Source organism: Citrobacter braakii (assembly GCF_002075345.1).
Taxonomy (GTDB): Bacteria; Pseudomonadota; Gammaproteobacteria; order Enterobacterales; family Enterobacteriaceae; genus Citrobacter; species Citrobacter braakii.
Map to the genome: position 1 here is coordinate 326,926 of NZ_NAEW01000004.1, position 23,266 is coordinate 350,191.

Annotated in this window: 18 protein-coding genes; 2 read left to right on the forward strand and 16 right to left on the reverse strand. The window is 48.6% G+C overall.

Translation table 11 applies throughout. The annotated features are described in order from the left end of the window. Positions 1 to 50: 50 nt before the first annotated feature. Entirely contained in the window at positions 51 to 656 is a 606-nt protein-coding gene (locus tag BZK42_RS11420) for an ankyrin repeat domain-containing protein (RefSeq protein WP_016157395.1), read from the reverse strand. A 391-nt stretch (positions 657 to 1,047) separates the two neighbouring features. On the opposite strand from BZK42_RS11420, the gene BZK42_RS11425 reads away from it, so the two are divergent. Beyond that, on the forward strand, positions 1,048 to 1,977 hold the full coding sequence (locus tag BZK42_RS11425) for a LysR substrate-binding domain-containing protein (RefSeq protein WP_016154301.1): 930 nt from the start codon (positions 1,048 to 1,050) through the stop codon (positions 1,975 to 1,977). A gap of 42 nt (positions 1,978 to 2,019) precedes the next feature. Here BZK42_RS11425 and BZK42_RS11430 read toward each other — a convergent pair whose 3' ends face one another. The 6 genes from BZK42_RS11430 to pgaA form a co-directional block, all read right to left on the reverse strand. Further along, on the reverse strand, positions 2,020 to 2,292 hold the full coding sequence (locus tag BZK42_RS11430; RefSeq protein ID WP_016157396.1) for a GNAT family N-acetyltransferase: 273 nt from the start codon (positions 2,290 to 2,292) through the stop codon (positions 2,020 to 2,022). An 11-nt stretch (positions 2,293 to 2,303) separates the two neighbouring features. Continuing rightward, the gene (yjdI, locus tag BZK42_RS11435; protein WP_016154303.1) at positions 2,304 to 2,534 is read right to left on the reverse strand and encodes a 4Fe-4S mono-cluster protein YjdI; all 231 of its coding nucleotides are present in this window, start codon (positions 2,532 to 2,534) and stop codon (positions 2,304 to 2,306) included. 82 nt (positions 2,535 to 2,616) lie between these two features. After that, positions 2,617 to 3,123 carry a poly-beta-1,6-N-acetyl-D-glucosamine biosynthesis protein PgaD gene (gene pgaD / locus BZK42_RS11440; RefSeq protein ID WP_016154304.1) on the reverse strand — a complete coding sequence of 169 codons (507 nt, stop codon included), beginning with the start codon at positions 3,121 to 3,123 and terminating at the stop codon, positions 2,617 to 2,619. Beyond that, on the reverse strand, positions 3,120 to 4,454 hold the full coding sequence (pgaC, locus tag BZK42_RS11445; protein ID WP_016154305.1) for a poly-beta-1,6-N-acetyl-D-glucosamine synthase: 1,335 nt from the start codon (positions 4,452 to 4,454) through the stop codon (positions 3,120 to 3,122). The genes pgaD and pgaC overlap by 4 nt, the downstream gene beginning before the upstream one ends. Further along, the gene (pgaB, locus tag BZK42_RS11450; protein WP_080859179.1) at positions 4,451 to 6,472 is read right to left on the reverse strand and encodes a poly-beta-1,6-N-acetyl-D-glucosamine N-deacetylase PgaB; all 2,022 of its coding nucleotides are present in this window, start codon (positions 6,470 to 6,472) and stop codon (positions 4,451 to 4,453) included. Before pgaB ends, pgaC begins: the two co-directional genes overlap by 4 nt. 9 nt (positions 6,473 to 6,481) lie before the next feature. Continuing rightward, positions 6,482 to 8,944, reverse strand: coding sequence for a poly-beta-1,6 N-acetyl-D-glucosamine export porin PgaA (gene pgaA, locus BZK42_RS11455; protein WP_047414399.1), 2,463 nt, complete (start codon positions 8,942 to 8,944; stop codon positions 6,482 to 6,484). A gap of 949 nt (positions 8,945 to 9,893) precedes the next feature. Between pgaA and BZK42_RS11460 the strand changes: the two genes are divergently transcribed. After that, positions 9,894 to 10,430, forward strand: coding sequence for a GNAT family N-acetyltransferase (locus tag BZK42_RS11460; protein ID WP_047414402.1), 537 nt, complete (start codon positions 9,894 to 9,896; stop codon positions 10,428 to 10,430). 228 nt (positions 10,431 to 10,658) lie between these two features. Here BZK42_RS11460 and vexE read toward each other — a convergent pair whose 3' ends face one another. The 9 genes from vexE to tviB are packed head-to-tail and all read right to left on the reverse strand — an operon-like array spanning position 10,659 to position 23,206. Further along, on the reverse strand, positions 10,659 to 12,641 hold the full coding sequence (gene vexE, locus BZK42_RS11465; protein ID WP_080859180.1) for a Vi polysaccharide transport protein VexE: 1,983 nt from the start codon (positions 12,639 to 12,641) through the stop codon (positions 10,659 to 10,661). A 19-nt stretch (positions 12,642 to 12,660) separates the two neighbouring features. Next, a complete protein-coding gene (gene vexD, locus BZK42_RS11470) occupies positions 12,661 to 13,965 on the reverse strand; it encodes a Vi polysaccharide ABC transporter inner membrane protein VexD (protein ID WP_080859181.1) in 1,305 nt (434 codons plus the stop codon). Between the two features lie 22 nt (positions 13,966 to 13,987). Beyond that, positions 13,988 to 14,683, reverse strand: coding sequence for a Vi polysaccharide ABC transporter ATP-binding protein VexC (vexC, locus tag BZK42_RS11475; RefSeq protein WP_046276114.1), 696 nt, complete (start codon positions 14,681 to 14,683; stop codon positions 13,988 to 13,990). Between the two features lie 25 nt (positions 14,684 to 14,708). Further along, on the reverse strand, positions 14,709 to 15,503 hold the full coding sequence (gene vexB, locus BZK42_RS11480) for a Vi polysaccharide ABC transporter inner membrane protein VexB (RefSeq protein WP_016154312.1): 795 nt from the start codon (positions 15,501 to 15,503) through the stop codon (positions 14,709 to 14,711). Between the two features lie 8 nt (positions 15,504 to 15,511). Beyond that, entirely contained in the window at positions 15,512 to 16,579 is a 1,068-nt protein-coding gene (gene vexA / locus BZK42_RS11485) for a Vi polysaccharide ABC transporter protein VexA (RefSeq protein ID WP_080859182.1), read from the reverse strand. Positions 16,580 to 16,624: 45 nt separating this feature from the next. After that, positions 16,625 to 18,361, reverse strand: coding sequence for a Vi polysaccharide biosynthesis glycosyltransferase TviE (tviE, locus tag BZK42_RS11490; RefSeq protein WP_080859183.1), 1,737 nt, complete (start codon positions 18,359 to 18,361; stop codon positions 16,625 to 16,627). Next, on the reverse strand, positions 18,361 to 20,856 hold the full coding sequence (gene tviD / locus BZK42_RS11495) for a Vi polysaccharide biosynthesis protein TviD (RefSeq protein WP_143329696.1): 2,496 nt from the start codon (positions 20,854 to 20,856) through the stop codon (positions 18,361 to 18,363). The genes tviE and tviD overlap by 1 nt, the downstream gene beginning before the upstream one ends. A 29-nt stretch (positions 20,857 to 20,885) precedes the next feature. Continuing rightward, on the reverse strand, positions 20,886 to 21,926 hold the full coding sequence (tviC, locus tag BZK42_RS11500) for a Vi polysaccharide biosynthesis UDP-N-acetylglucosaminuronic acid C-4 epimerase TviC (RefSeq protein ID WP_080859185.1): 1,041 nt from the start codon (positions 21,924 to 21,926) through the stop codon (positions 20,886 to 20,888). Between the two features lie 2 nt (positions 21,927 to 21,928). Continuing rightward, positions 21,929 to 23,206, reverse strand: coding sequence for a Vi polysaccharide biosynthesis UDP-N-acetylglucosamine C-6 dehydrogenase TviB (gene tviB, locus BZK42_RS11505; RefSeq protein ID WP_016157409.1), 1,278 nt, complete (start codon positions 23,204 to 23,206; stop codon positions 21,929 to 21,931). Positions 23,207 to 23,266 lie beyond the last annotated feature (60 nt).

Sequence of the window (23,266 nt, forward strand, 5' to 3'; positions counted from 1 at the left end):
AGCGCCCGTACACATCGCCGTGATGGCGTAGCGATAGTAGCGCTCCTCTGTCAGGCTCCGGCCGCAATCAGCAGCTCGGCAATTTCGTGGTATCCTTTCTCCCGCGCCAGCTCCAGCGGGGTTTTACCGTATTTATCCGTCATGTGCGGGTTTGCGCCATGGTCGAGCAGCAGCTTGACGATTTCCTGCTGTTTCGCGCCGCCGTCATTAAGCACGATGGCTTCCAGTAACGGCGTCCAGCCGACAAAGTTGGTATGATTAACATTGATATCGGTACGCAGCAGCAGTTCGCGCACGATCTCTACATGACCTTTTTCGCTGGCTGGCGTAATACCGACGCCGCCAAAACGGCTCAGGCAATTAAGATCGGGGTTGGCCGGTAATACGGTACGCAGCAGCGTTAAATCGTTAGTCAGACAGCTAATCAGGAATGGATTAAAACAGGTTTGATCCTGTTTATTAATATCGGCACCGGCAGCAATCAATAAAGAAACACAGTCATAATGTTTATTCAGGCTGGCAATAATTATGGCAGTGCGCCCCTGGCGGTTAGTGGCATTAATATCCACATTTTTTGCCAGGCAGGATTTTAATCCATCGGCATCACCCTGCTCTGCCGCCAGCAGAAATTCAGTAATGAGTTCTTTCTCTGACATAATCGCTCTCCTGCAGTTTTTTAGACTTTTTAAATATCCGATAAGCTGAGAATAGCAACAGAGTGCAGAGAATAATATCCGCTTAAATTTCATTCATCGTAAGCGTGTCGATTATTGAATCAAATTTAACAATGAGAACAAAACGTGCTGTAGTGCAATCTTTTCCTTATGACAGAGCCGCTTTTAGCCATTAATCAGTTGTCAGGAAAATCAGGCGTGATGCTACACGGATAGCGGCCTGCAATTAATATACAGAAGTGTGATTGCCTTCAAATCAATTGTAAAACTAGTGTTAAATTCTGTTCAAAACTGATTGCTCTGCATAAGGATTACAAATACATTCAACAATCATCGCGTCGCGGATGTGCGTTTGTCGCCGGAGGGGAGGAAGATGAATTCAATTTTTACCGAGGAAAACCTGCTGGCATTTACGATGGCAGCCCGCTACAGCAGCTTCAGCAAGGCGGCTGAGGAACTTGGCTTAACCACATCAGCAATTAGTTACACCATTAAGCGCATGGAGCTGGGGCTCGACGTGGTGCTGTTTACCCGCAGTACCCGCAGCATTGAGCTGACTGAGTCCGGACGCTATCTGTTTCGCAAGGCGACCGACCTGCTCAACGATTTCCACGCCATCAAGCGCAGTATTGATACCATTGCTCAGGGCATTGAAGCCCGGGTACGCATCTGTATTAATCAACTGTTGTATACCCCTCAACATACGGCACGACTGCTGCAGGTACTCAAGAAACAGTTTCCAACCTGCCAGATAACCGTCACCACCGAGGTGTATAACGGCGTCTGGGATTCGATCATTAACAACCTCGCCAACATCGCTATCGGCGCGCCGGATACGTTACTGGACGGCGGGGGGATTGATTACACCGAGATCGGCGCGATCCGTTGGTCGTTTGCGATTGCCCCGGATCATCCGCTGGCTTTTATGCCTGAACCGATTTCTGAGAGCCAGCTGCGCCTGTACCCGAACATCATGGTGGAAGACACCGCCCACACCATCAACAAGAAGGTCGGCTGGCTGTTACACGGACAGGAGTCGATTCTGGTTCCTGATTTTAATACCAAATGCCAGTGCCAGATCCTGGGTGAGGGCATCGGTTTTCTGCCGGACTATATGGTGCGCGAGGCGATGGAAAAGTCGTTGCTGGTCACGCGGCAGATCCACAACCCGCGTCAGGATTCACGGATGCTGCTGGCGACCCAGCATTCGGCCACCGGTCGTGTAACCCAATGGATTAAAAAAGAGTTTGGCCCACAAGGGGTGTTGACGGGAATTTATCAGGATTTGCTGCATCGGGAGTGATGCGCCGGACGGCGGTCATGCCTTCCGGCGTACGTAAGATTATCAGGCGCGAATATCGTCATACTCGCGGGTTTTATCAAACTCATGTTTGGCAAACGGGCACAGCGGAATAACTTTGCGGTTTTCGGCGCGCATTTTCTCCACCACCTTCGCCACCAGCAGTTTACCGACCCCCTGGCCTTTCAGGCTGGGGTCGACATCGGTATGTTCAATTATGCTCAGATGCTCACCCGTCGGCACGAAGACAATCTCGGCAACCTGATTGCCTTCGGCATCGTTAACATAAAATTTGTTGTGGCCTGCAAGAATTTCCATGGTCCCCTCACTCATTTCTGGCGATATTTCAGCGCACCGCTCGGACAGGTATCAATCACTTTAATGACCGTCGCGACATCCACTTCATCCGGAATGATCCACGGTTTACGCTTCAGGTTAAAAAGCGCTGCGCTTCCCCGCACGCAGTTGCCCGAATGTTGACATATCGCCGTATTGAAGTAGACGTCAATCTTCTCACCGGTATAGGCCCGGTAACCGGCATCCAGTAGTTCCTTATCCACGACATTGCCTCGCATTTTTTTATTGTCTGGGTCTAATCATAGACCTCTGCGAGGCTGAAGGAAGCAACCGAAAGTAGAAATATCACTCAGGCCTTTTCTGCAACAACGGCTGCGGCTCTGGCGGCAAATACTCCAGCATCGCAGGCGTCGGCGGCGGTAGACGGTTATCGGCGATGTCCCTGTCCACATCGATATGACTGATTTCACCACTTTCATGATGGTGAACCGTCAGCACCCGCGCTTTGTTCAGCTCTGTCACCAGTTCCCGGGTAATACGTAAACTTTCCGCCAGCTCATGATCTTCCAGTCCGGGCCTGCGACTGCGACGTTCCACCCGAAAACGAAACTGGTTGTACTTCGCCCAACCAATCAGCACCAGTCCGTTGACCAGCGCGACAAGGATGTAAAACGTGACCGTATCCAGCGTGGTGAAAAAGGGTCGCACACCTATATAAGGTGAGTGTGCCAGAGCGGTGATCAGACCTTTATAAATCAAATATAAAAAACCAACCCAGGCAAAAAGCGTTAACAGCACGTCAATAATGCGCGGCAGCAAACGCTGCTCCGTAAAGATCAGCGGCTGGCTCATGATTCGATCCTCCCAATTCCACGATCGGGACTCACCCAACGCGCCCTGCCGCGTTTGCGTTTGAGCATTACTTTCGGGAAAGCGACCAGCGTGGTGAACAGGCTTAACATCCAGTACACCACCGGGAACCAGATAATCCAGAACAACGACGCGCCAATGCCTTTTTCATAGCGCCGCTCAATCATCAGACTCACCGCAAACTGCAGCAAGCACACCACGCCGAGGATTAGCCCAGTAAATGCCGGCGGGAACAGATGTTGTACATACAGCGAGTCCGGCATCGGGATCATCAGCCCTAACAGGAACAGCACGATACTGATCGCATAGGCAAACGCCCAGGTGGTAGAAAAACAGAACTCAAAAAACAGCGGCCACATACGGCGATATTCCCATGACCACAGGCGGCGCATGTTCACGATAAACACCTCCGCACCGCCTTGCGCCCAGCGCAGTCGTTGTTTCCATAACCCTCTTAACGTTTCAGGCATCAGGATCCAGCACAGTGCGCGCGGCTCAAAGAATATCGACCAGTGGCGCAATTGCAGCTTCCAACTGATATCGATGTCTTCGGTGATCATGTCCGGGCTCCAGTAACCGACCTCGGCCAGCGCGCGACGACGAAACGCAGCAACCACGCCGGAAACGGTAAAGATCTGCCCATAAACTCGCTGAGTGCGCTTAATCAAGCCGATAATGGAAGAAAACTCCCCGACCTGCACCCGACCGATTAAGGTGGAGCGGGTTCGAATACGTGGGTTCCCGGTCACCGCACCGACGCGCGGGAACTGGATCAGCGGCGCCACAATATAGGCAACGGCATCACGGTCCAGTAACGCATCGCCATCAATACACACCAGGTAATCACTGCGCGCCGCTGCTGCCCCGGTCTTGAGCGCCAGCGCTTTGCCCTGGTTTTCAGCCAGATGAATCACCCGCAGACTGGGGTATTCCACCGCCAGTTGTTCCAGCACGTCGTGGGTGTCATCCGTTGAACCATCGTTGATGGCAATCACTTCAATATTTTTATATCGCTGCGCCAGCGCGGCCTCAATGGTTTCGCGCGCATTGATCCCTTCGTTAAAACAGGGGATCAGAATGGAAACCAGCGGATTCCCCTCCAGCGTCGGTGGCGGTGTGTCATCTCCCCATTTCCAGTGACGCTCACGGTAGAACCAGAAATAGACCCCGCCGCTTATCCACAAAGCAGACATAAACAAGGGCCAGAAGAAGACGAAGTTCAACATCACTTCACCTGTAAAGATGACCGCCACGCCAAACGGCAGGCTGAACATCAGGCAAAGTATCAGGAAAGCAATTATGCGATCGGTCATTTTTGCGGGTACCAGTATGAGGAGAACGTCGAGCGAATCTCTGACATCTCAGGTTTGTCGCTGATGAAATCATCCGGGTAATAGCCGTAGTTACCTGCACCGCTTAATTTCAGCTGGCGCATCCATTCGGCTATTTGTTTTCCGCTGATTTCAGCCTCGTCCCCGGATTTACGCCAGTCTCGTGCCTGTAGTTCAAACACGGTTTTGTCCAGCGCGCCGGGCGTTTGTGCAACGGCATTCACTAATCTGTCGAGCCAGGCGTTGGCATCATTAGCCGGGATCTGCTCCATGAAAGGCATCGCCATCGGTGCCGTCCAGTCATAGGTATTGAGGAAATCATTCAGGTTCTGCGCAAACCAGGCTTCACTCTCCGGCTCCAGTACCGGCATGGCGTAAATATTGCGCGCCGTCTGCACCTGCGGACCGCGAATATTACGCACCGCCTGGGTCAGTTGTTTGGTGAAGTCGATCAGCACCTTACTTTTCAGTCGCGTCCAGCGCTCGAACGCCTGTGGATTGCTACGGATTTGCTCAATGCTTCCGGGAAGCCCTGCGGCGCGGTAGGCAGCCAACGCCTCCGGTGACGCGTCTTCAAAGTCCGTCAGGAAAGCATCGTCATGGAACAAAATCCCTTTGAAGCTGGCGTGTTTGGCCAGGTCTTCATAGATTTCAGTGATGCTCTGACGCGCTTCGCTGCTCCAGGGGGACAGACGGACATAGTTCTCGCGGTTGATCGCTGTACGTCCCGTTTTCGGATCCCAGGCGGTTACGCGTGGGATGGAAGCGTCGAGATCGAAAGCCAGAACCGGCATCCAGGCATACACCGTCACCCCTGCCCGCGTTTGTAACTGCCAGGAGATATAGTTAAAGAGGTCGGCACGCATCGGCAGCCAGCGGTTAGGGAAATAGAGCTCGCGAATATTTCCGTCGCCCTGCGGATCGGCGTAGGCCTGCAGGAAGACATGAGAAATACGCATGTCATAAACGCGCTGGATAAGCTTGTCGATGTTTCGCTTCTGCTGAGCAGGGTCCTTGTCATACACGTAATCCAGATCGACATGCATCACGCGCATCGTCTGCGGTTCACGTACCTGAGCGACCTGGCTGGCAAAGCGCTTAAGAGAGGGGTTATCAGAGATTAGCACGCGCGGGATGTCATCAAGAAACGCGGCATTCGCCAACCCTTCGTTGAGCGTGAAGGCCATCTTATAGCCATGCTCTTTAGCCAGGTTTAACGTTGTGCCATTGGCCGCACCGTACGGCCAGACCCACGCGCGCGGTGATTTCCCGGTCACCGATTTGATCTTGTTGGTGATGAGAGAGATATCCGCGTTTATACGGCGCGTGTACTGTTCATCCGTTTCGTAAGTGCCGGTTTTCTTATCATACAGGCGGTTCGCCACCGCCGGTTCTTTACTTCCCTGCGGGTTGGCTTGTGCACCGAAATGCGAATTCCAGGTGTGCGCACCGACTTCCACCAACGGTGATTTGCCCATCTCTTCGACCATTTTCCAGGTGGCGAATTTATCTCGCACCGTCATTAAGCCGCCAAAATCGACTTTTTTGTTGGCGGGAGCATCAACCCAACTCCCCACCGGCGCCCAAAGCGCAGGCCAGTTGTAGGCTTTCAGCAGCGGCCAGACGCGGGTATAAAAACTGCTATATCCGTCATCAAAGGTGAGTAAGACCGCTTTTTCTGGCAACACGATTTTACCGTCATGGGCGTCCAGGATTTGCTGCACGCTGATCGGGTTATAGCCATTATCACGCAGCCAGGCCATTTGGTCGCTCAACGCGCTGGTGCGCACAGAAAGATAGCGCTGGTCGGCGGCACCATCCTCGACATCGTGGTAGCCGAGCACCAGGAAGCTATTTTTCGGCCACGGATGATCCGCCGTCAGCGGCGTTCTCTCTGCGGGAGGAACGTAGCGAGGCGTTGTATTGTGCGCGCTACTGCACGCGGTAATCATCAACCAGCCAGCGATTAATGCGCTAAGCCACAGGCATCTTTTCAGCATGAACAATCCTTAAAACCTGACATTTAAATCGAAAGCGAGGGAGATATTCCGCTCACGTTTACCGTCGTAGGGGCGTTTATCCCAAATCAGCATCACCCCGCCATCTACGACGTTGTTCCATTTGAGCCGTTGTCCGTATCCCACCTGAACGATGGCACCAGCGTCCTGGCCTTGCTGCCAATAGCCACCTACGCCAGCCAGACCTTGCTGCGTCCACACGGTGTCATAATGGCGGTAAAGAACCTGCTCCGCGCTCAGACCCGGTACCACGGAAAAATCACTCTTCGGGTTGTAATACGGCACATTCTCTTTGGTGTTGGTGCTCCCGCCGATGCCCGGGGTAAAGTCCAGGGTGAAGCGCGGCGTTGTCCACATGCGCTCTTTTCCGCTGAGTCCGTATTCGATGCGATCGTTACCATCTGAGAAATGTGATGCGGCAAACGACAGTTGATATTCACGTCGTTCGTTTTGATACCAGCGAACAAACATATCGCCGCCGTTGGCATACACGCCGCTACGCAGCGCGCGCAGTGGCGTATTACGCGACAAGCGCTCGGCCGAACCGCCTACGCGCCAGTTGTCATTGAAGTCATGCCAGCCGGAAAGACGACCGCCAATTTTCTGACCATCGCCATAATTTCGGCCAGAGACTTCCATTTCTGCCCAGTAGTCGCGGGAAGTCCATTCCGCCCCCGCAGCCAGATCGCGGCTGATGCCTTTACCTTCCTCAAATTCGCCAGTAGCAAAGTTGAATCCAGTAAACAATCGCCAGTTGTCGTTAATTGGCGGACTGTAAATGGCAGTATTGATGTTGAAGTCATTCTTACCGCTGACCGGGCTATCGGACGAGATCCCTTGTGTGCCGCTAATGCGCACTTCCGACATTTTGTGGACATCACGAATACGCGCGAGGCGCAGCGTCGCTTCATCATCCGGGCTACGAGCGATGACATCATCCGTCAGTTCATCGGCCTGCCTCCATTCCTGGAGATCCAACGCAACATAAGCCTGCTGACGTTCCAGTTCCAGGTTACTTGGCTCAATCACTTCCGCCAGCTTCAGCTCTTTCTCCGCCGCATGCGGCAAGCCACGTGCTTCAAGAACGGAGGCATAAGATATGCGCAGCCCCTGGTTACCTGAACCTGTTCGCGCCAGATGCTCTGCGAGCTTTTCAGCCTCAGGTAGTTCATTGGCAGCAATATAATATTGCGTCAGCATCGACTGTCCGAGCAGCCAGTTATCGTTAGGCTGCGGCGTTGGCGAACCATAGATGCGTCGCAGGTACGGACTCTCTTTGATTAGGTTTTCGGCCTGTTTTTTAGCGGCATCAAAGTTTTCATTATCGATATGCGCGTAGAACAGATCCTGTTGATCCTCAGGACCAAGCGGCGTAACGGGAATCGGTCCATTCGGGTAGTAGATGCTCATCAGCATCGCTTCGGTTTTTTCTGGCTGGCGTTCGCTTAACCATGCCGATGCTACCCAGCGTTTTGCGTAGTTTGGCACTTCGCCGCTCGCAGAAAGCGATTCGTATTCCTTAATCACTTCAGACGTTCGCTTACGAACCAGCAAAGCGCCCATGCGGTCAATTCTCGCCCGACGGACATCATTCTGCGCGGATGGCTCATCCTTCCAGGCAGCCAGCAACTGGTCATAGCGGGCCAGCGCTTTATCCGCCACGATAAACCGCTCTTCTTCATTACGTGCGGACGTATAGGAGGAACGTACCATTTCGGCGGCCGCATCAAGCTCAAGGCGGCGCTTCACAGGATCTGCCGTAGGCACTACCTCCGCCATATTTAAGGCGGGCCCGGAAACACGGTTTGCTGACAGAGCAGACAGCAGCGTAGATTTTGCATTTTTGTTGCCAGGATCAACGTCATCCGCCTGGCTGGCAACCAACAGCGCGTCCCAGTTTTTTCCCTGAGAATGATATACGTAGGCAAGTAGTGCATCGGAGTCAGCACCCGGATGTGCCTGTGCCAATTTATTCGCTTCAGTAAGGGCTTGCTGATTGTAGCGAGCATCTGCCAACGTCATTATCCAGCCGGTGCGTACGTCAACGTTGTCAGGCTCTTCCTGTAAAACGCTTTCCCATACCGCCAATGAATCATTCCAGTTTTTCTGGTTACGGTACGCACGTGCAGCGGCGACTTTGCCGCGTGCAGGCACATCCATCTGCCCACGATAGCGCCGCCAGATTTCAATAGTGGCTTTATCGTTGTTATCAACCCAACTGGAAACTTGCAGCCAGTCGGCAACCTGATTTGGCGTTAGCGCGCTTTGCTTTCCCTGATCCTCTAGATAACGCAATAACGGTGCACTATTACCACCCCGCGCTTCAATAACCAAAGCGTCATAATCTGATGTCGCTGCAGAGATTTGCATAGGGAAAAGAACGCTTGCCGTAAATAAACAGCTTAAAGACTTAAAACGTTTAATGAAGTTGGCATGTCGACGCATACTTAACATATCTGCCCTTATAACTTACATCAGAGTAAAAATAAGCGTTTTCAATATATTACAGTCGGTTACTAACGATACCCGACCATGTAAGATGCACTGCCGCTTATTTTGCAATAGGGTTATGAAGCAATTAACTCTTTCGTCTTATTGACTACCCGCGCCTCGCCCTCTAATCGTGGGAAAGCAGGCGTAAACTCGAAAATTTTATCACTCAGCGTAGTTCGTGGCTATGCGATACGAAAACTCTTAGACAAAAAAGTATTTTAGACTAAATAATCCTAATACTCTTGGGATTGAATTCTGGATTTAGATTAAGTTTGCATGACGAAACCTTGTGACGATGATAACTATTGCTGGTTGGCATAGCTACACCGCGCAACTGTTTGCATGGTAACTATTGTGTGCGGATAGAGAAAGTTCTGATAATAATGCCCCTGATAACAACAAAGATAACAATGTAAATAATATAACCTAATTTTAAGTTTCGAACAGGGTCGATAAAATGAAATTAAAGGTACAGTCATAAGCAGAACTAAGTACAGTAAAAACTCAATAAAATCAAATGACTTCTTAACCTATCATTGAAATCTACCAAAATTGGTATTTTGGTATCCGCCATAATACGTGCGCGAAGAATTGTGCATTGCTCGACTCGCTAAAATATTTACCACTCTTGCGTATTATTGACAGTATCAACCACACTCACTTTACCCTTACAATTTGAAAGCTTATTTACATTGAAAATAATTTATATACCCTAAATAATTCGAGTTACATGAAGGCGGCAAGTGAGTAAATCCCCAGGAGCATAGCGAACTATGTGACTGAGGCGAGCTAGCGTAGCCAACGCACATGCAGCTTAAAGAATGACGGGTATAGACGCATAATTTTTTGCACTTACCTTCTCTCCAGCCTTTGAGGTAATTTGGACAAAGATGCCAATGGGAGCTGGTCAATGAAAATCGTTAACGCTGAAAAAAAACACATCCCCGCCATACGTGATATCTACGCCCATCATGTTATTCACGGTACCGGCAGCTTTGAAACTGACCCGCCGGATACCCGCGAGATGCAGGATCGTCTGGAAAAAATCCGCAGTCTGGGACTGCCGTGGGTTGTCGCATTGCAAGAAGATAAGGTCATCGGGTATTGCTATCTCACCCGCTACCGCGAGCGTTATGCCTATCGCTATACCCTCGAAGATTCGATTTATATTGACCCGACGGCACAGCGTCAGGGGGTGGGAAAAGCGTTGCTACGCCATGTAATTGAGTGGGCTGAAACGCAGGGTTATCGGCAGTTGATCGCTATCGTCGGCGACAGCAATAATCAGGGATCGCTGAAAGTCCATCAGCAGGCCGGATTTACGAAAATAGGCACGCTGACGAACATTGGATTCAAGCATGGGCTCTGGCTTGATACGGTATTAATGCAACGCAGCCTGGGTACAGGTAACAGTACGCTACCAGCGGATTTCGATGCCGCTATTTAACATCGCTAAGGGATGACTTCAGGATACTGTCTTCTGGTAGCCCTCAGACAAACAGAACCACAATCAGGTATAACGTAGCTATTATATAATTCTCCGTTTTTCAGCTCGTTAGAACGAAAAAAGCACCCGAACGTTAATGAACGGATGCTTTCTAAATCGAATAACTCAGTTTTACTTAGCGGGCGGCCCCGCCTGGTGCGCCAAAGGCATCACGGGGCAAACGTCTTTTCAGCCCGAAGATGTTTCATCCCTGCGCGTGATATTTCGCCAAATCCCCCCCGACAGTCTCAGATTTTCAGGCCCGCTATTCAGGATTTGGGTTACACATTTCAGGTAATTGTCTTTCCAGCGCTCAATAAAAGAAGACTGGCTTTCGAACCTCTGCGGATCGACCATTTTCTCCAAAACAAAATGGATGCGCCCGTCTCGCCACACCGGAACACCAAATACGGTGGGTAAGTGCATTTTCCAGGCAAGTCGAGAGCAAAAGGTGGAGTAGGTAATCTGCTGGCCGAAAAAGTCGATAGTCGGCGCGCTCAAATTCAGCGCGCCGTCGATCGCCACAACAAGCGACTGCCCACTATGCAAGGTCTGTATGCAGGCTCTGACCACGTCCGCTTCGCTTTTGTCACTAACCGAAATCAACCGCTCACCGTAGCCCCCTTTGAGCACGCCAGGCGTGGAAGCCACCCATTTGCTGTTCATTTCCAGCAAGGAGAGGATCATCGGCCCGGCATACATTGCGCCCATATGAGCCGATACAACAATGCAACCACGCTTATCGAGCTGCAGCCGTTGGAAAAACTGCTCGACATGCGATATATCGGCCAACCGATACATCGGTTCGTCGGCCTGCTCTCCACGGCATTCAAGCCAGTCGAGGAGATAATTATCGGCAAGATACCCCCACTTCGCCCGGCGTTCCCATTCATCGCGCTCGATACCGGACTGTCTGCCGGCAACTTCCCATGCCCAGTCAAGGCGCTCAGGCGGTAGATTAACGGCAGATATTTGCCCATCAAGCGCCAGCAGCCCCTCTTCGAATGACTGAGGCAGATGGCTTGCTCTGGCCTGAATATAGTGCTCAAAGACGCTTTCCGCTTCGCTTGTTTTCCCCGCCTGTAACAACGCCGCCGCGGCATAACGGTTCCATTTACTGGTCGCCCCTTTTTCCCTTGCCAGTTGTACAAACTCATCGCTGGCAGCAGCGTATTGCCCAACCTGGCGCAGTGCTCGGGCATACATGGCTCTGACATAAGGAAGATCAGGATGAGTCGCGAGCGACTGCTGCAGTAACGGAATGGCTTTCTCATTCTGACCCGTTCTGATTAAGGCATCGGCATACAGGGTCACGATCCGTAAATTATCAGGATTAAAATCCAGGGCATGACGCCAATGCTCAGCGGCCTGAAGCTTCGCTTCCCGGCTGCGGCCGGATTGATAGTGGGCAAGCCCCAGGCTACGACGCAGCGCCGCACCATCCAACCCACGGGCTAATACGGACTCCCCAGTCTGAATGGCTTCCTGATATTTACCGACAGCGCACAGCGTATCAACCGCCAGCCCCGCCGACTCCTGGCTTTCTAACACGAAGAAAGGGAGCAATGCGCGGGCCAGGTCATGATCTTCTGGTAGGCGGCTTTTATTTAAGAAACGGAGGCAGGTCTCAATCATATCTCCCCGCGGGGGAACTTCCTGCGCCTGTGTTCTGGCCAACGAGATTGCCTGTAACTCTTTATCCACCAGCGTCAGGCTGCGCAGATGGAGGGCAAAAATTTTGCTATTGCCCGAAAAAGCGAGCCATGCCCGCTCGGCTAAGTCAGCAACAGTCGCATATTGTTTACTCTTAAGCAGCACGCTTGCGACCAGCAGGACATCCTCCGGCTGGCACACATTCACCGCCAGCAGTTTGTTAACCACCTGTAGTACAGCGTCCCGATGATGTGATGCCAGCGGCGAAATAATCCAGCGTCGCAATAAATCACGGCTATTCTTTGCTGTCAGCACACGGTCGGACAACAAAGTCAGCGCGGCATCTGTTTCATCTTTACGCAAACACGCGATAGCGAAGAGAAGAATGTTTTGCTCATTTCCAGCACTATCTCGCACTTTTTCGGGATGCTGCCCGAAATAGTGACATAGCCCCTCCCAATCCTCTTGTTTGAGCAGGGTGGTTGGCGATTTTTTTTTACATGTAGAGTGCAAGCTCATCGTATTTCCTTACTCCGCCTTATTCACGCATCCGCCTGATAGTTATCAGGAGAGAAGTCACCAGGTACGCGATGCCCAGCAACACGAAGAACAGTAACCACTTTGTTCCATCGGCATAGCGAGTGGTGTCAGACACCACCATCGGTTGAGAAATGATCAGCAAATACCGTCTCTCACGTAACGCTTGAAGCTTCCCTTGCTGTAAGGTCTGCAAGGCAGATTCCCAGCGTGTTTTGGCGATCTCACTCTGCAGGCGAAGATCTTCAAACAGGGACAGACTTTCTGAAGAACCTTGCGACCCTAACTTATTTGACAGGCGGTTACGTTGTTCGCCGATCTGCTTTTCCAGGACCTTGATTTTGGCCGACAGGCGAGGAATAAGGGGGTTCTGATCCAAACCATTAGCCATTAATTGCGCGTATTCCGCTTTCGCCTCCGCCAACTGCGTTTCAAAGCCAGCAATTAATTGATAAATCGCGGTCACGGTTTCCTGCGGTTCAATATCTTTTTGTATATGCTGTATTTTTAGCAATTCAAGCCGAGCGGCCCCCAGATTCTCCTGGGCCGATTTAACATCGTTTTCAAGCCATAAAATCCGTTCCTGCTGCATCCGCGCTGAAACGGTATTAACGTGCTGTTCAGCAAAAGCCAGAATGCGCTGGGCAAAAAACTCAGCCTGTTTCGCACTCCGCGCCTTGACGTTTAAACGCAGCATGCCCTGTTGAATATCGACAGCAACCGAGACTTTCGATAAATAGTAACGATAAGGATCATCATTAATACCCAGCGGCGCGTGGTAGCGGGAAAATAATGCGATATCGTCTTGCGCGAAATAAGATAAAAAACCGAGCTCTTTTTCCATCCGCTCCATCATTTCTTTCGAAAGTATAAACTCGCGAACCTGAAAGCCCTCCGACATCTCATTGCCTGCACCAAAGAAAGCTGTTCCAGAAAAATTATCCTGGCTGGCATCAGTTTGCACAATAAAGGTGGCATCCGCGCTATAAAAACGCGAAGTTAATAACCACGACATAAGCATAATAACCAGCAGCGGCAAAGCAATATAAAGAAAGAGCCGACGTAGCGATTGTTTGGCTTGCTGAACACGTCGCTCTTTAATAACCAATGACGCTCTACGGACAGAATCAGCATCCGTCGCGGACCACCCGGCGTCTGGGCGATGATGACTTTTCGCATCGGCCGTTTTTTCCGTCTGGCGAAGGGAGCGTTCATCCTCTTTTTGTTGTAGTCGCGAGGCTCGGCTTTCTTCTGCTACCTTCGCCCTTTCCTCTTTCCATTTTTTAATACGTTCTGAATTTTCCACACTCTATCCGTATATTTTCTAATTATATATCAAAGGAATAATCATCAGTTTGAATCGTCGCCTGATTTGACTGATATTGTTCAAAAAGCGCAGATGCCTGTGCTAAATCTTCACACATCGTAATTTTTCCATGCAGCAGTACGCCAAACGCATGACAGTGTTCTTTAATAAGCCGAGGGTTGCGCGTTAGCACAATCAACCCTTTCTGTTGCAGCTCATAAGCTAGTGCCGCCTGCATACGCAACTGTGTGGCATTATCCCCGGTGTACAGCTTGTCATCAGCAATATAAAGGCGACAGGGAAGCAGTAAATTAATGGCAAATGCCAGATGCGCTTTCATCGTGACAGAATATTCACTCACCCTGTCGGTATAGCGCTGTTCAAGCTGGGTCAATTGATAGCAGAAATGTGAAAACTCATCGCCATCCAGGCCATAAAGACTGGCCATCATGCGCGCATTCTCTTCGCCGGTTAACCCCGGCAGAACAAAAGCATTTGCCCCCAGTGGGAGCGCATCACCCCGTAGCCCAATAAAATCCCCTTCATCAGGAGCATCTATACCGCACAGCAATCGGGTTAGCGTCGTTTTGCCTGAACCAGGGGCCGCCAGAATACCGATATGCTCATGGTAATCCATGATAAAATCTGTTTTATCAAGGACCACCCGCGGGCCCTTATCAGACTCAAAATAGCGTGTACAACCTAATAAACCGAACACGAACGCGTCTCTCCTGAAGCTAAAGTCAGTGATTTTCAGTGTCACAAATCAGGTGAAAAATGATGCCCGCGAGGAATAACGTTGCGGAAAATGCCAGAGGGTAAAGAGGTTCAAGGTACAAGGAGTTATACCCCTCAAACATTCCTTCTCTGACTATCTCATTAGCATGAAGTAGAGGGTTCCAGCTGAATATGCTTAATAATGAATAGGGCAATTCATTCGCCGTATAAAAGACAGCTGAAATCAAAAACATCGGTCTTAGCACTACAGGAACGGCTTTGTAGACCAGCGGAAACCGTTCAGACAGTGCGTCACAAAAGTAACCAAACGATAATCCCAGAAGCCATGCGATAACCATCCCTTCAAAAATCAGGATCGGTTTCTGGGCTTCCCAACGGGAGAAGATAAGAAAGTTAATTAATGAAACAATAATATAAATGATAACCGCATTAACAAATTCGACTGCGGCAAGAGCAAAAATCACATGTCTTTTCTTAACCTGCGAGACAACCGCCAACGATGTAAAGAATGAACGGGTGCGCATGGTTGCGGTAATGGTATAACGAAATAACAGATACGGTAATATACCTGCAATAACAAAGCTGATATCGTCAGTGAATATTGGCACGGTGCGATTTAAATATTGAAAAGAAATAACGGTAATGGTTATCCATACCAATGGTACGGCCAGCACCATCATATAGTTTAGCAAATTACCGTTATAGCGTGTTTTGATATCGCGTGACATTAACAAAATGATTAACTCACAGACGGTAATGAGTTTCATAAAATAATAAGTATTATTTTTCAAAATATTCATATGGCGCGTTAGAAAGAATTAGAGCCGCGGATCAAAAAGCTATCGAATGCGGCTTTCACCTTAGCGAAATCAGTCAAGGAGGCGTTCGAGATATAGATAACATCGCCGTCTTCCACCCGCATGGCCTGTGCTAAAAACACCGAGTCAGGTTGGCTCATATCGACATGATAGATATTCAGCTTACGCATCTGCTGTTTCGCTTGCTCCGCTTCGTCATGCTTGTACAGAAAAACCGCCTGCGGATCGGCAAGATTGTCGTTTAATCCTTTTGCCAGCGCCAAAGCATCCACTACGCTGGAATGACGCTGAACCAGAGCATGTTTTCCCTGAACACCCGCCGCGCCGAGCACATTAACATACTCGGTCACTTGACGCAGAGTGATACGGTCATCCGGCTGTAAGACAATATCCAACCCGGGATACTGATAAATATCTGACAGTCGCGCATTGAAATAATGCTGCTGGCGCGTCACGTGAACTTCCATCATCTCTGCGCTGGTATTTTCTACTGCCGCCGCCGTTGCCAAAAAATGACTAAGACGATTCATACTCTGTTCGAGAGGGTAACGACCTGTTTTCCCGCTGCCCTCGACCGTCACCATGGCTCCGGTGCGGGCGGTAAGCGTCACCAGCACCTGAGGATTCAGGACAACGCGCGAAAGTCGCTTTCTGATCTCTTCAGCCAGTTGTGTCACATCCAGCCCGGTAACCGGGATTATCCCGGCATAAGGCACCTGAACGATATTACCGTCAGTCACAAGAATATTTTCAAAATCCGCCCGGTCGCCGCTCGCGTTATTGGATAAATACCCCGCTCCCCCCGAGGATAAAATAGTGATATGCAGCACATCGCCTTTAGCCAAAGATGTCCAGTGCCAGTTATTTTCGGCAAAGACCGGATCGACAATAGTTTTCGGCACAGTATCGGCATCACTCAGTTTTAATGTCGGCGTGACTTCGACCAGATGATAATGAGGATCGTCCTGATTAATCAGGCTGGATTTAAATACCGCCCTGGGAATAGTGCATCCCGAAAGCAGAGAAAACGTCGTTAATAATATAATAATTTTTTTCATAACTTATTTTATAAATGAAATAGCTGAAAAAATGCTGCCCATTAATTAACGAGGCTGAGAGGCAATGGTTTGTACAAACGTTCCCACCATATGTTCCACGGTGAAGCGTTCTTGTAAAAATGACTGCGTCTGTTGGCAAATACCGGTTCTGCTGCGCCATAAATTGACCAACTGTTCTGCATAGCGGCAAGCCTGGTCAAGATTGACCGTCTGTGCATCATCAAGAATGAAACCCGAAACACCCTCAATAAAGCATTCTGCCGATCCACCTGCAGGGGTTGAAATCACCGGCACCCCGACCATTTGTGCTTCAATGAGCACATTGGGTAGCCCTTCATAACGCGAAAACAAAATGAATACGTCCATTTTTTGCAGCCAATACCCCACGTCACGCGAGACGCCAACGAATAGTATTCTCTCCAGAATCCCCAACTGTTCGGCGCGTTTCTGCGCTTCAGCGCGCAAATCACCATCGCCTACCAGCACAAAGCGTGTGGCGGGGTGGTGCTGTAAATAGCGTGCTGCAAAATCAATCCATGCAAAAGGGTTCTTATCGCCTACAAAGCGGAAAACGCCACCAATAGTCGTGTCCGCATCCTGTGTTTTTTGCGTAAACTGCTGCCAGATTTTATGTGGCACCTCAGAAGAGGGTTCGGTAGATGGCGGTAAGACGCCGTTATATACAACCTGGAAGTGCTTCGCCTCCAACTTTAGCCAGTCGGCATAATGGCGGGTCACACAATGGTTGTTACTCATAAAATCAACGCCAGGCACGACCGCCAGCGCCTGGTAGAGAGGCTCATATTCCGGCTTGAACAGACGCTTTCTCACCACCGGCGGTAAGCCACGTAATCCCAGCTGAATTCTGGGCACGCCAGCAATCAGCGCTGCAAGCGCAATCATCAGACAAGCGCCATCCTGCCAAACGGAGAGATAATCCAGCTTGCGCTCGCATAAGTGGGGGACCAGATGCTTGATACCGTAGTTACACACCGGCGGCAGATGAGAGAGCAATAAGCGCAACTCCGGAGATTCTATTGTCGTATCGTCAAAGAAGTTTCCGGTAATCTTCGCGATTTCAAGCACCTCGACCTGTTCTTCCAGCACTTCTTTCAGGAAAAAGTCTTGCCTGAGTTCCGGTGCCAGGGAGCGAATAATGAGCTCTACCGGCTCTTCTACTTTCAGGCCGCCAATTTTCCCCTGTTGCCGATATTTTCTGGCGATCTCAATAGCCAGCCTGGAAATCTGACGCTCTGCACCGCCGCTACCTAGCGAGCCTGTACAGAGCGCAAGGCGACCAAAAGATCCGACGGGAAGCTGCCGCGGCTGACGATTTCGATAGAACAAGATGGCATGCTTCATTGCAATAATACGGGTGTTGGTCCCCACAGGGATCGCTTCCCCTTCAAGGCGTTCAAGCAAATCGCAGATCTTATTTATTTTGCCTAAATAATTGTTATATTTTTTCTGCACGCCGGTGCTAACCTTTTTAAGAATTAGCTGCGCATCTTTGGCTAGCCCCGTATTATATAAACGACGCGCATACTCATAACGTGCTTCGTCATTGTTTTGTGCAATCAGCGTTTCGTAGAGAGCGTATGCACGCGCCGTTTCATTGAAATCATGAAGAAATTCTGCTTTTTTTAGCATCGCTAATGAAGTTAAAGCCTCAGCCGGTAATTCGCTGTCAATTAACGCAACAGCTTGCGCAAGCTTCTTCTCTTGTTTCAATGTTAAAAGCGTTTTCCCTAGCGCAGCTAACTTTTCTTCCTGCATAATCATTACGACTTCCCTGATGTATTTTTTTGTAATGCGGTTATGCAGGTCGAGATCTGCCTTGTCACCGGCTCCGTTGGTCCATTCACTTTCTCCAGTCGCTGCCAATACTGCAAAGCCTGGGTGTAGTCGCGTAAATGCATTGCGTTTAATGCGGCATATTTCAAGGCATAGGCATTTTCACTATCAAAAACGAGTAATTTTTTCGCATAATCTAGATGTTCATAAGACGCGATAGTGCTACCGCCATCCTTCAGTGACTCATTAAATAATCTGATAATTTGCTTATATTCACGCATCAGGCGAGAAACATCAGGATCAATTCGTTTCAGGCTAATCAATACAGACAATGCTTCATCCAGACGCCCTTCAGTTTTCTTCTGGCGTACATATTTAAGGGCTCTGGTTGCAACATTGCGACACTCTTTCTCAAACAGCTCGTTCATCGAGGCATTCTGGAATGATGGAGAAATGCTCATGACGTTAGCAATCAAATCAATGAGGAACGGAATGTCGTTAATATGACGTATACTGCGTAACATAATCGACTGCAGGCTGGTAATATTCGAATTACGAATCAAGGTCATATGGGCCAACGTGCACGCGTCTTTCCAGGCACCAAGATTCACCAGCGTTCTTGCACAATATACGGTGCTAACGGGATCGAACTCCAGAAGCGGCCACACTATTTTCGCCCCTGCCAGGATATTTTCATAATCCTCACGCTCATACATTTCTCTTAATTTCTCGCGCCATGCCATTTTAACTTCATTATTAAAACGAGAAATACGTGCATGGGGATAAACCATAAATGCAGAGTAGCTGTAGACCAGCGAAGTACTCAGTGAGACAAAATCATCAACCGAATGTAGCGACAGCGCGGTATTGTTCCATGCCTCAAAAACGTCGTGGAGTTTATCTTTATACGAGGTGCTAAGCGCCTGATGATAGCTCATATTCTTGATGCAGAAAGCCGTGCGGATAACGAGACCGGTATCATGAATCGTCGACAATACCGTCAGCGCAAATTCTGACTCATGGCGGAGTAGCTGCTCGAGTGCATGCATGAAAATCAATTCATCACTGAATTTGATTGCCAAAGATAACGCTGTTTCCATAAACGCATCATTTAGGCGCTGCGATTGAATGCCGGCATGGAAAGCTTCGGAAAATGCGTTGCCATCATTGAAATATTGCGTGCTGCTCAGGAAATTAACCCATCCGCTTTGGGTTTCAGGATTCAATAACAGTACACGTTTCCAGTATTGATATGACTTATTAAACAGCTGTAAAGCATCGGCTGAGCCGGCGGCAACGGTAAGGACTTCTTCATCTTCAATTTCATTGGAAAGCATCATCTCGGCCGTCGATAAGGCTTCCCGCCAACGCGCTAATCCATGTAGAGACCTCAGCCGACAACGTAATGTACTGTCTGTCGTACCGATAATTTTCTCAACATCACTAATATCCTGATAAGCCTGTTCATAATAACCTAAACGGCTGAAGATTACGGACCGAAGTTGGATTAGAACAGGCTCTTGCTGCTGATTTCTTAATGCGGCAAAAAGTTGCTGTGATGCAGTAATAATGTCGCCATCGGCAAGCAGCTTAGTGATCGATAGGGTAATCTCACGTATTTGGTCCTGTTTCTCTTGTCGCCCCTCATCAAGATGATGATTAGTCTTATTGATCACTCCCTTAAAAATAGCCGCAACGATCGCGTCACCAAACATGTCGGTATAATGAGTAAGATCGTCGCCATTTTTTTCCAGGGCTCTTTTCTGTCCCCACTTTTCCATCAAATTTGTCGGATTAACGCAGGGAATATCCATCCTGGTGGCGATGGTCTCGACATTTTTAATCAATCGACTGCGGGACTGAATGACGGTTCCAGCACGAGTCACGGCATCAACATGGGTCATAAACATAACGCGATCGCGACCAAGCAGCTGAACGATTTCCATCATGTCCTGTTCGATAGCATGCTCATCCATCTGCTCAACATTGATATTGCTTAATAAGGCACGATCGTCTTCCGACATTCCGGCAAAACAGGGATCGTCTTTGAGATAGGCCAGCAGTTTGTGTTGATTTCCTTGCGTGGCCAGCGACCAGTACACACGCGCCCGCTCTGTTTGGCTAAAAAACTCATAGAAATGACGAGTTAAATAATTTATTTGTAAGCAGAACCCATAGGCCATAATCTTCTTCTGACTTGAAATCTCAACGATATAGAAATCAGAACGACTATGAACGTCGGTGTTTGAATAATTTACGGCAGGTCTAAAAATAAAAGGCCGGACCTTTTCAGGAATATCTATCAAGCCTAAAATAAAACGAACCTGCTGTAATGCCTCGCTGCTCGTATGCGTAAAACCATATATCCTTTTAAAATTAGCCTTGAAATTAAAATAAGGCTGAGCTCGTTTTACCGGACTCACAATACGGCAACTACCAATGGCTGTAAGCGTAAACATCCCTGACGATTTCATTAAATTCATCCACGTGAAAGGAAAGTGAGTAGTTTTACTCAGGAATACAAAGCAGTCTTTTTATCGATATACCATTTTAGAGTCTGCTTAAGTCCTTCTTTGATATCAAACTCAGGCTCATATGAAAGAAATGTTTTTATTCTGGTAATATCTGCCTGACTATGCTTAACGTCACCGTCACGAAAATCTTTATAAATTGGTTCAGCACTAATTTGTTCGTCCCGCCATAAATTCAACCCATCGCGGATGAGATAATAAAGCTCATTTAGCGAAGTTCTGTCTCCAACAGCCACATTATAGACTTTATTTTTTGAGGTTAAATCATTAGTCGTTGCTGATAATAAATTGGCCTGAATCACATTTTCTATATAGCAAAAATCGCGGCTTGTTGAACCATCGCCATTGATATAAATTGGTTCATCTTTAAGAAGCGATAGTATCCAGCGAGGAATGACTGCAGAGTATGCTCCGTTAGGGTTTTGGCGGCGGCCAAATACATTAAAGTAGCGCAGGCCAATAGTGTTAAAATCATAGCTGCGAGCAAACACCTCGGCGTACAATTCATTGACGTATTTTGTAACCGCATACGGGCTTAATGGCCGGCCGATCCGGTCCTCAATTTTAGGTAAATCGGGATGGTCACCATAAGTACTACTGCTTGCGGCATAGGTGAAACCAGATACATGTGCATCTCTCGCCGCCGTCAACATATTTAAAAAACCATCAATGTTAGCGCTATTTGTCGTGATAGGATCCTGCAAGGAACGTGGTACGCTTCCCAGAGCGGCCTGATGTAAAACGTAATCGACATTCTCACAAACAGCCTGACAATCGGCAAACGACCGGATATCCCCATGAACAAAGGTAAACCGCGACCATTGTTCTTCACTGACAGCGGCACGCACATCCTCTAAATTATGTTGATAGCCAGTTGAAAAGTTATCCAACCCAATTACTGTTTGATTTAAATAGAGTAGTTCTTCTAATAATCCGGAGCCGATAAAACCTGCTACGCCAGTAATAAGCCAACGTTTTGGTTCAAGAACGAGTTGTATTTTTAATTCATCATAGGCTGTCATGATTATAACCTCACATCTGACTGCTCAGGCGAAAGGATATACTTCAAATCATAAAGCACATGTTTATCTTTTCCAAAGCCACGAATATCAGTACTCCCCATCTTCTTAAACTGCTCATGGCCAACGGCAACAATAATGGCATCATAAGAAGCAGCCTTGATTTCCGATACAGGTATAATCCCATATTCCTCTTCGACTTCCTCAGCATCCACCCAAGGGTCAAAAATATCAACATTACAGCTGTAATTGCCCAACTCTTTTACAACATCGATAATGCGGGTATTCCTGATATCCGGGCAGTTTTCTTTAAAGGTGAACCCCAGAATCAGAACGTTAGAACCCTCAACATTAATTCCTTTTTTGATCATGGCTTTGATCAACTGTCCCGAAACATAGTTACCCATATTATCGTTCAGTCGACGACCCGCGAGGATAATTTCCGGATAGTAACCGATGCCCTGAGATTTATGAGTGAGATAATAGGGATCGACGCCAATGCAGTGACCACCAACCAGTCCCGGACGGAATGGCAGGAAGTTCCATTTACTTCCCGCTGCTCGCAGCACGGCTTCAGTGTCAATCTCTAATCGGTTAAAGATAATCGCCAATTCATTTACCAGCGCGATATTGAGATCGCGTTGGGTATTTTCAATCACCTTTGCCGCTTCCGCGATCTTAATGCTTTCCGTTTTGTACGTTCCTGCCGTGATGATCTGTCGATAGATCTCATCAACCAGACAGGCCGTTTCTGCAGTTGAACCTGAGGTAATTTTCTTGATAGTTGTCAGACGATATTTTTTATCGCCGGGATTGATGCGCTCTGGGCTATATCCGACAAAGAAGTCTTTGTTAAATGTCATCGCTGACATACGCTCAAGGATCGGCACGCATTCTTCTTCAGTACACCCTGGATATACCGTAGATTCATACACCACGATATCCCCCGGCCTCAGTACTTTGCCAACAGTTTCACTTGCCATAATCAAAGGGGTGAGATCTGGTTGCTTATAATCGTTGATCGGCGTCGGGACGGTAATGATGTAAAAATTGCATTCTCTGATTTCATCAATTGATGAGGTAAACGTCAGATGGCGAGCATCACGTAGCTCTTCTTCTGTGGTTTCGAGATTGACATCGATCCCTTCTTTTAGCTCGAGTATACGTTTATGATTAACATCAAAACCAACCACCTGACGAATTTTCCCAAATTCAGCAGCCAATGGTAAGCCAACATACCCGAGTCCAATAATGGCAATTTTTACATCATCTTTGCTGATCATTACTGATAAGTCCCTTATTTAATAATTATTAACTTTATATAAATCCCAGATGTTTTCTGG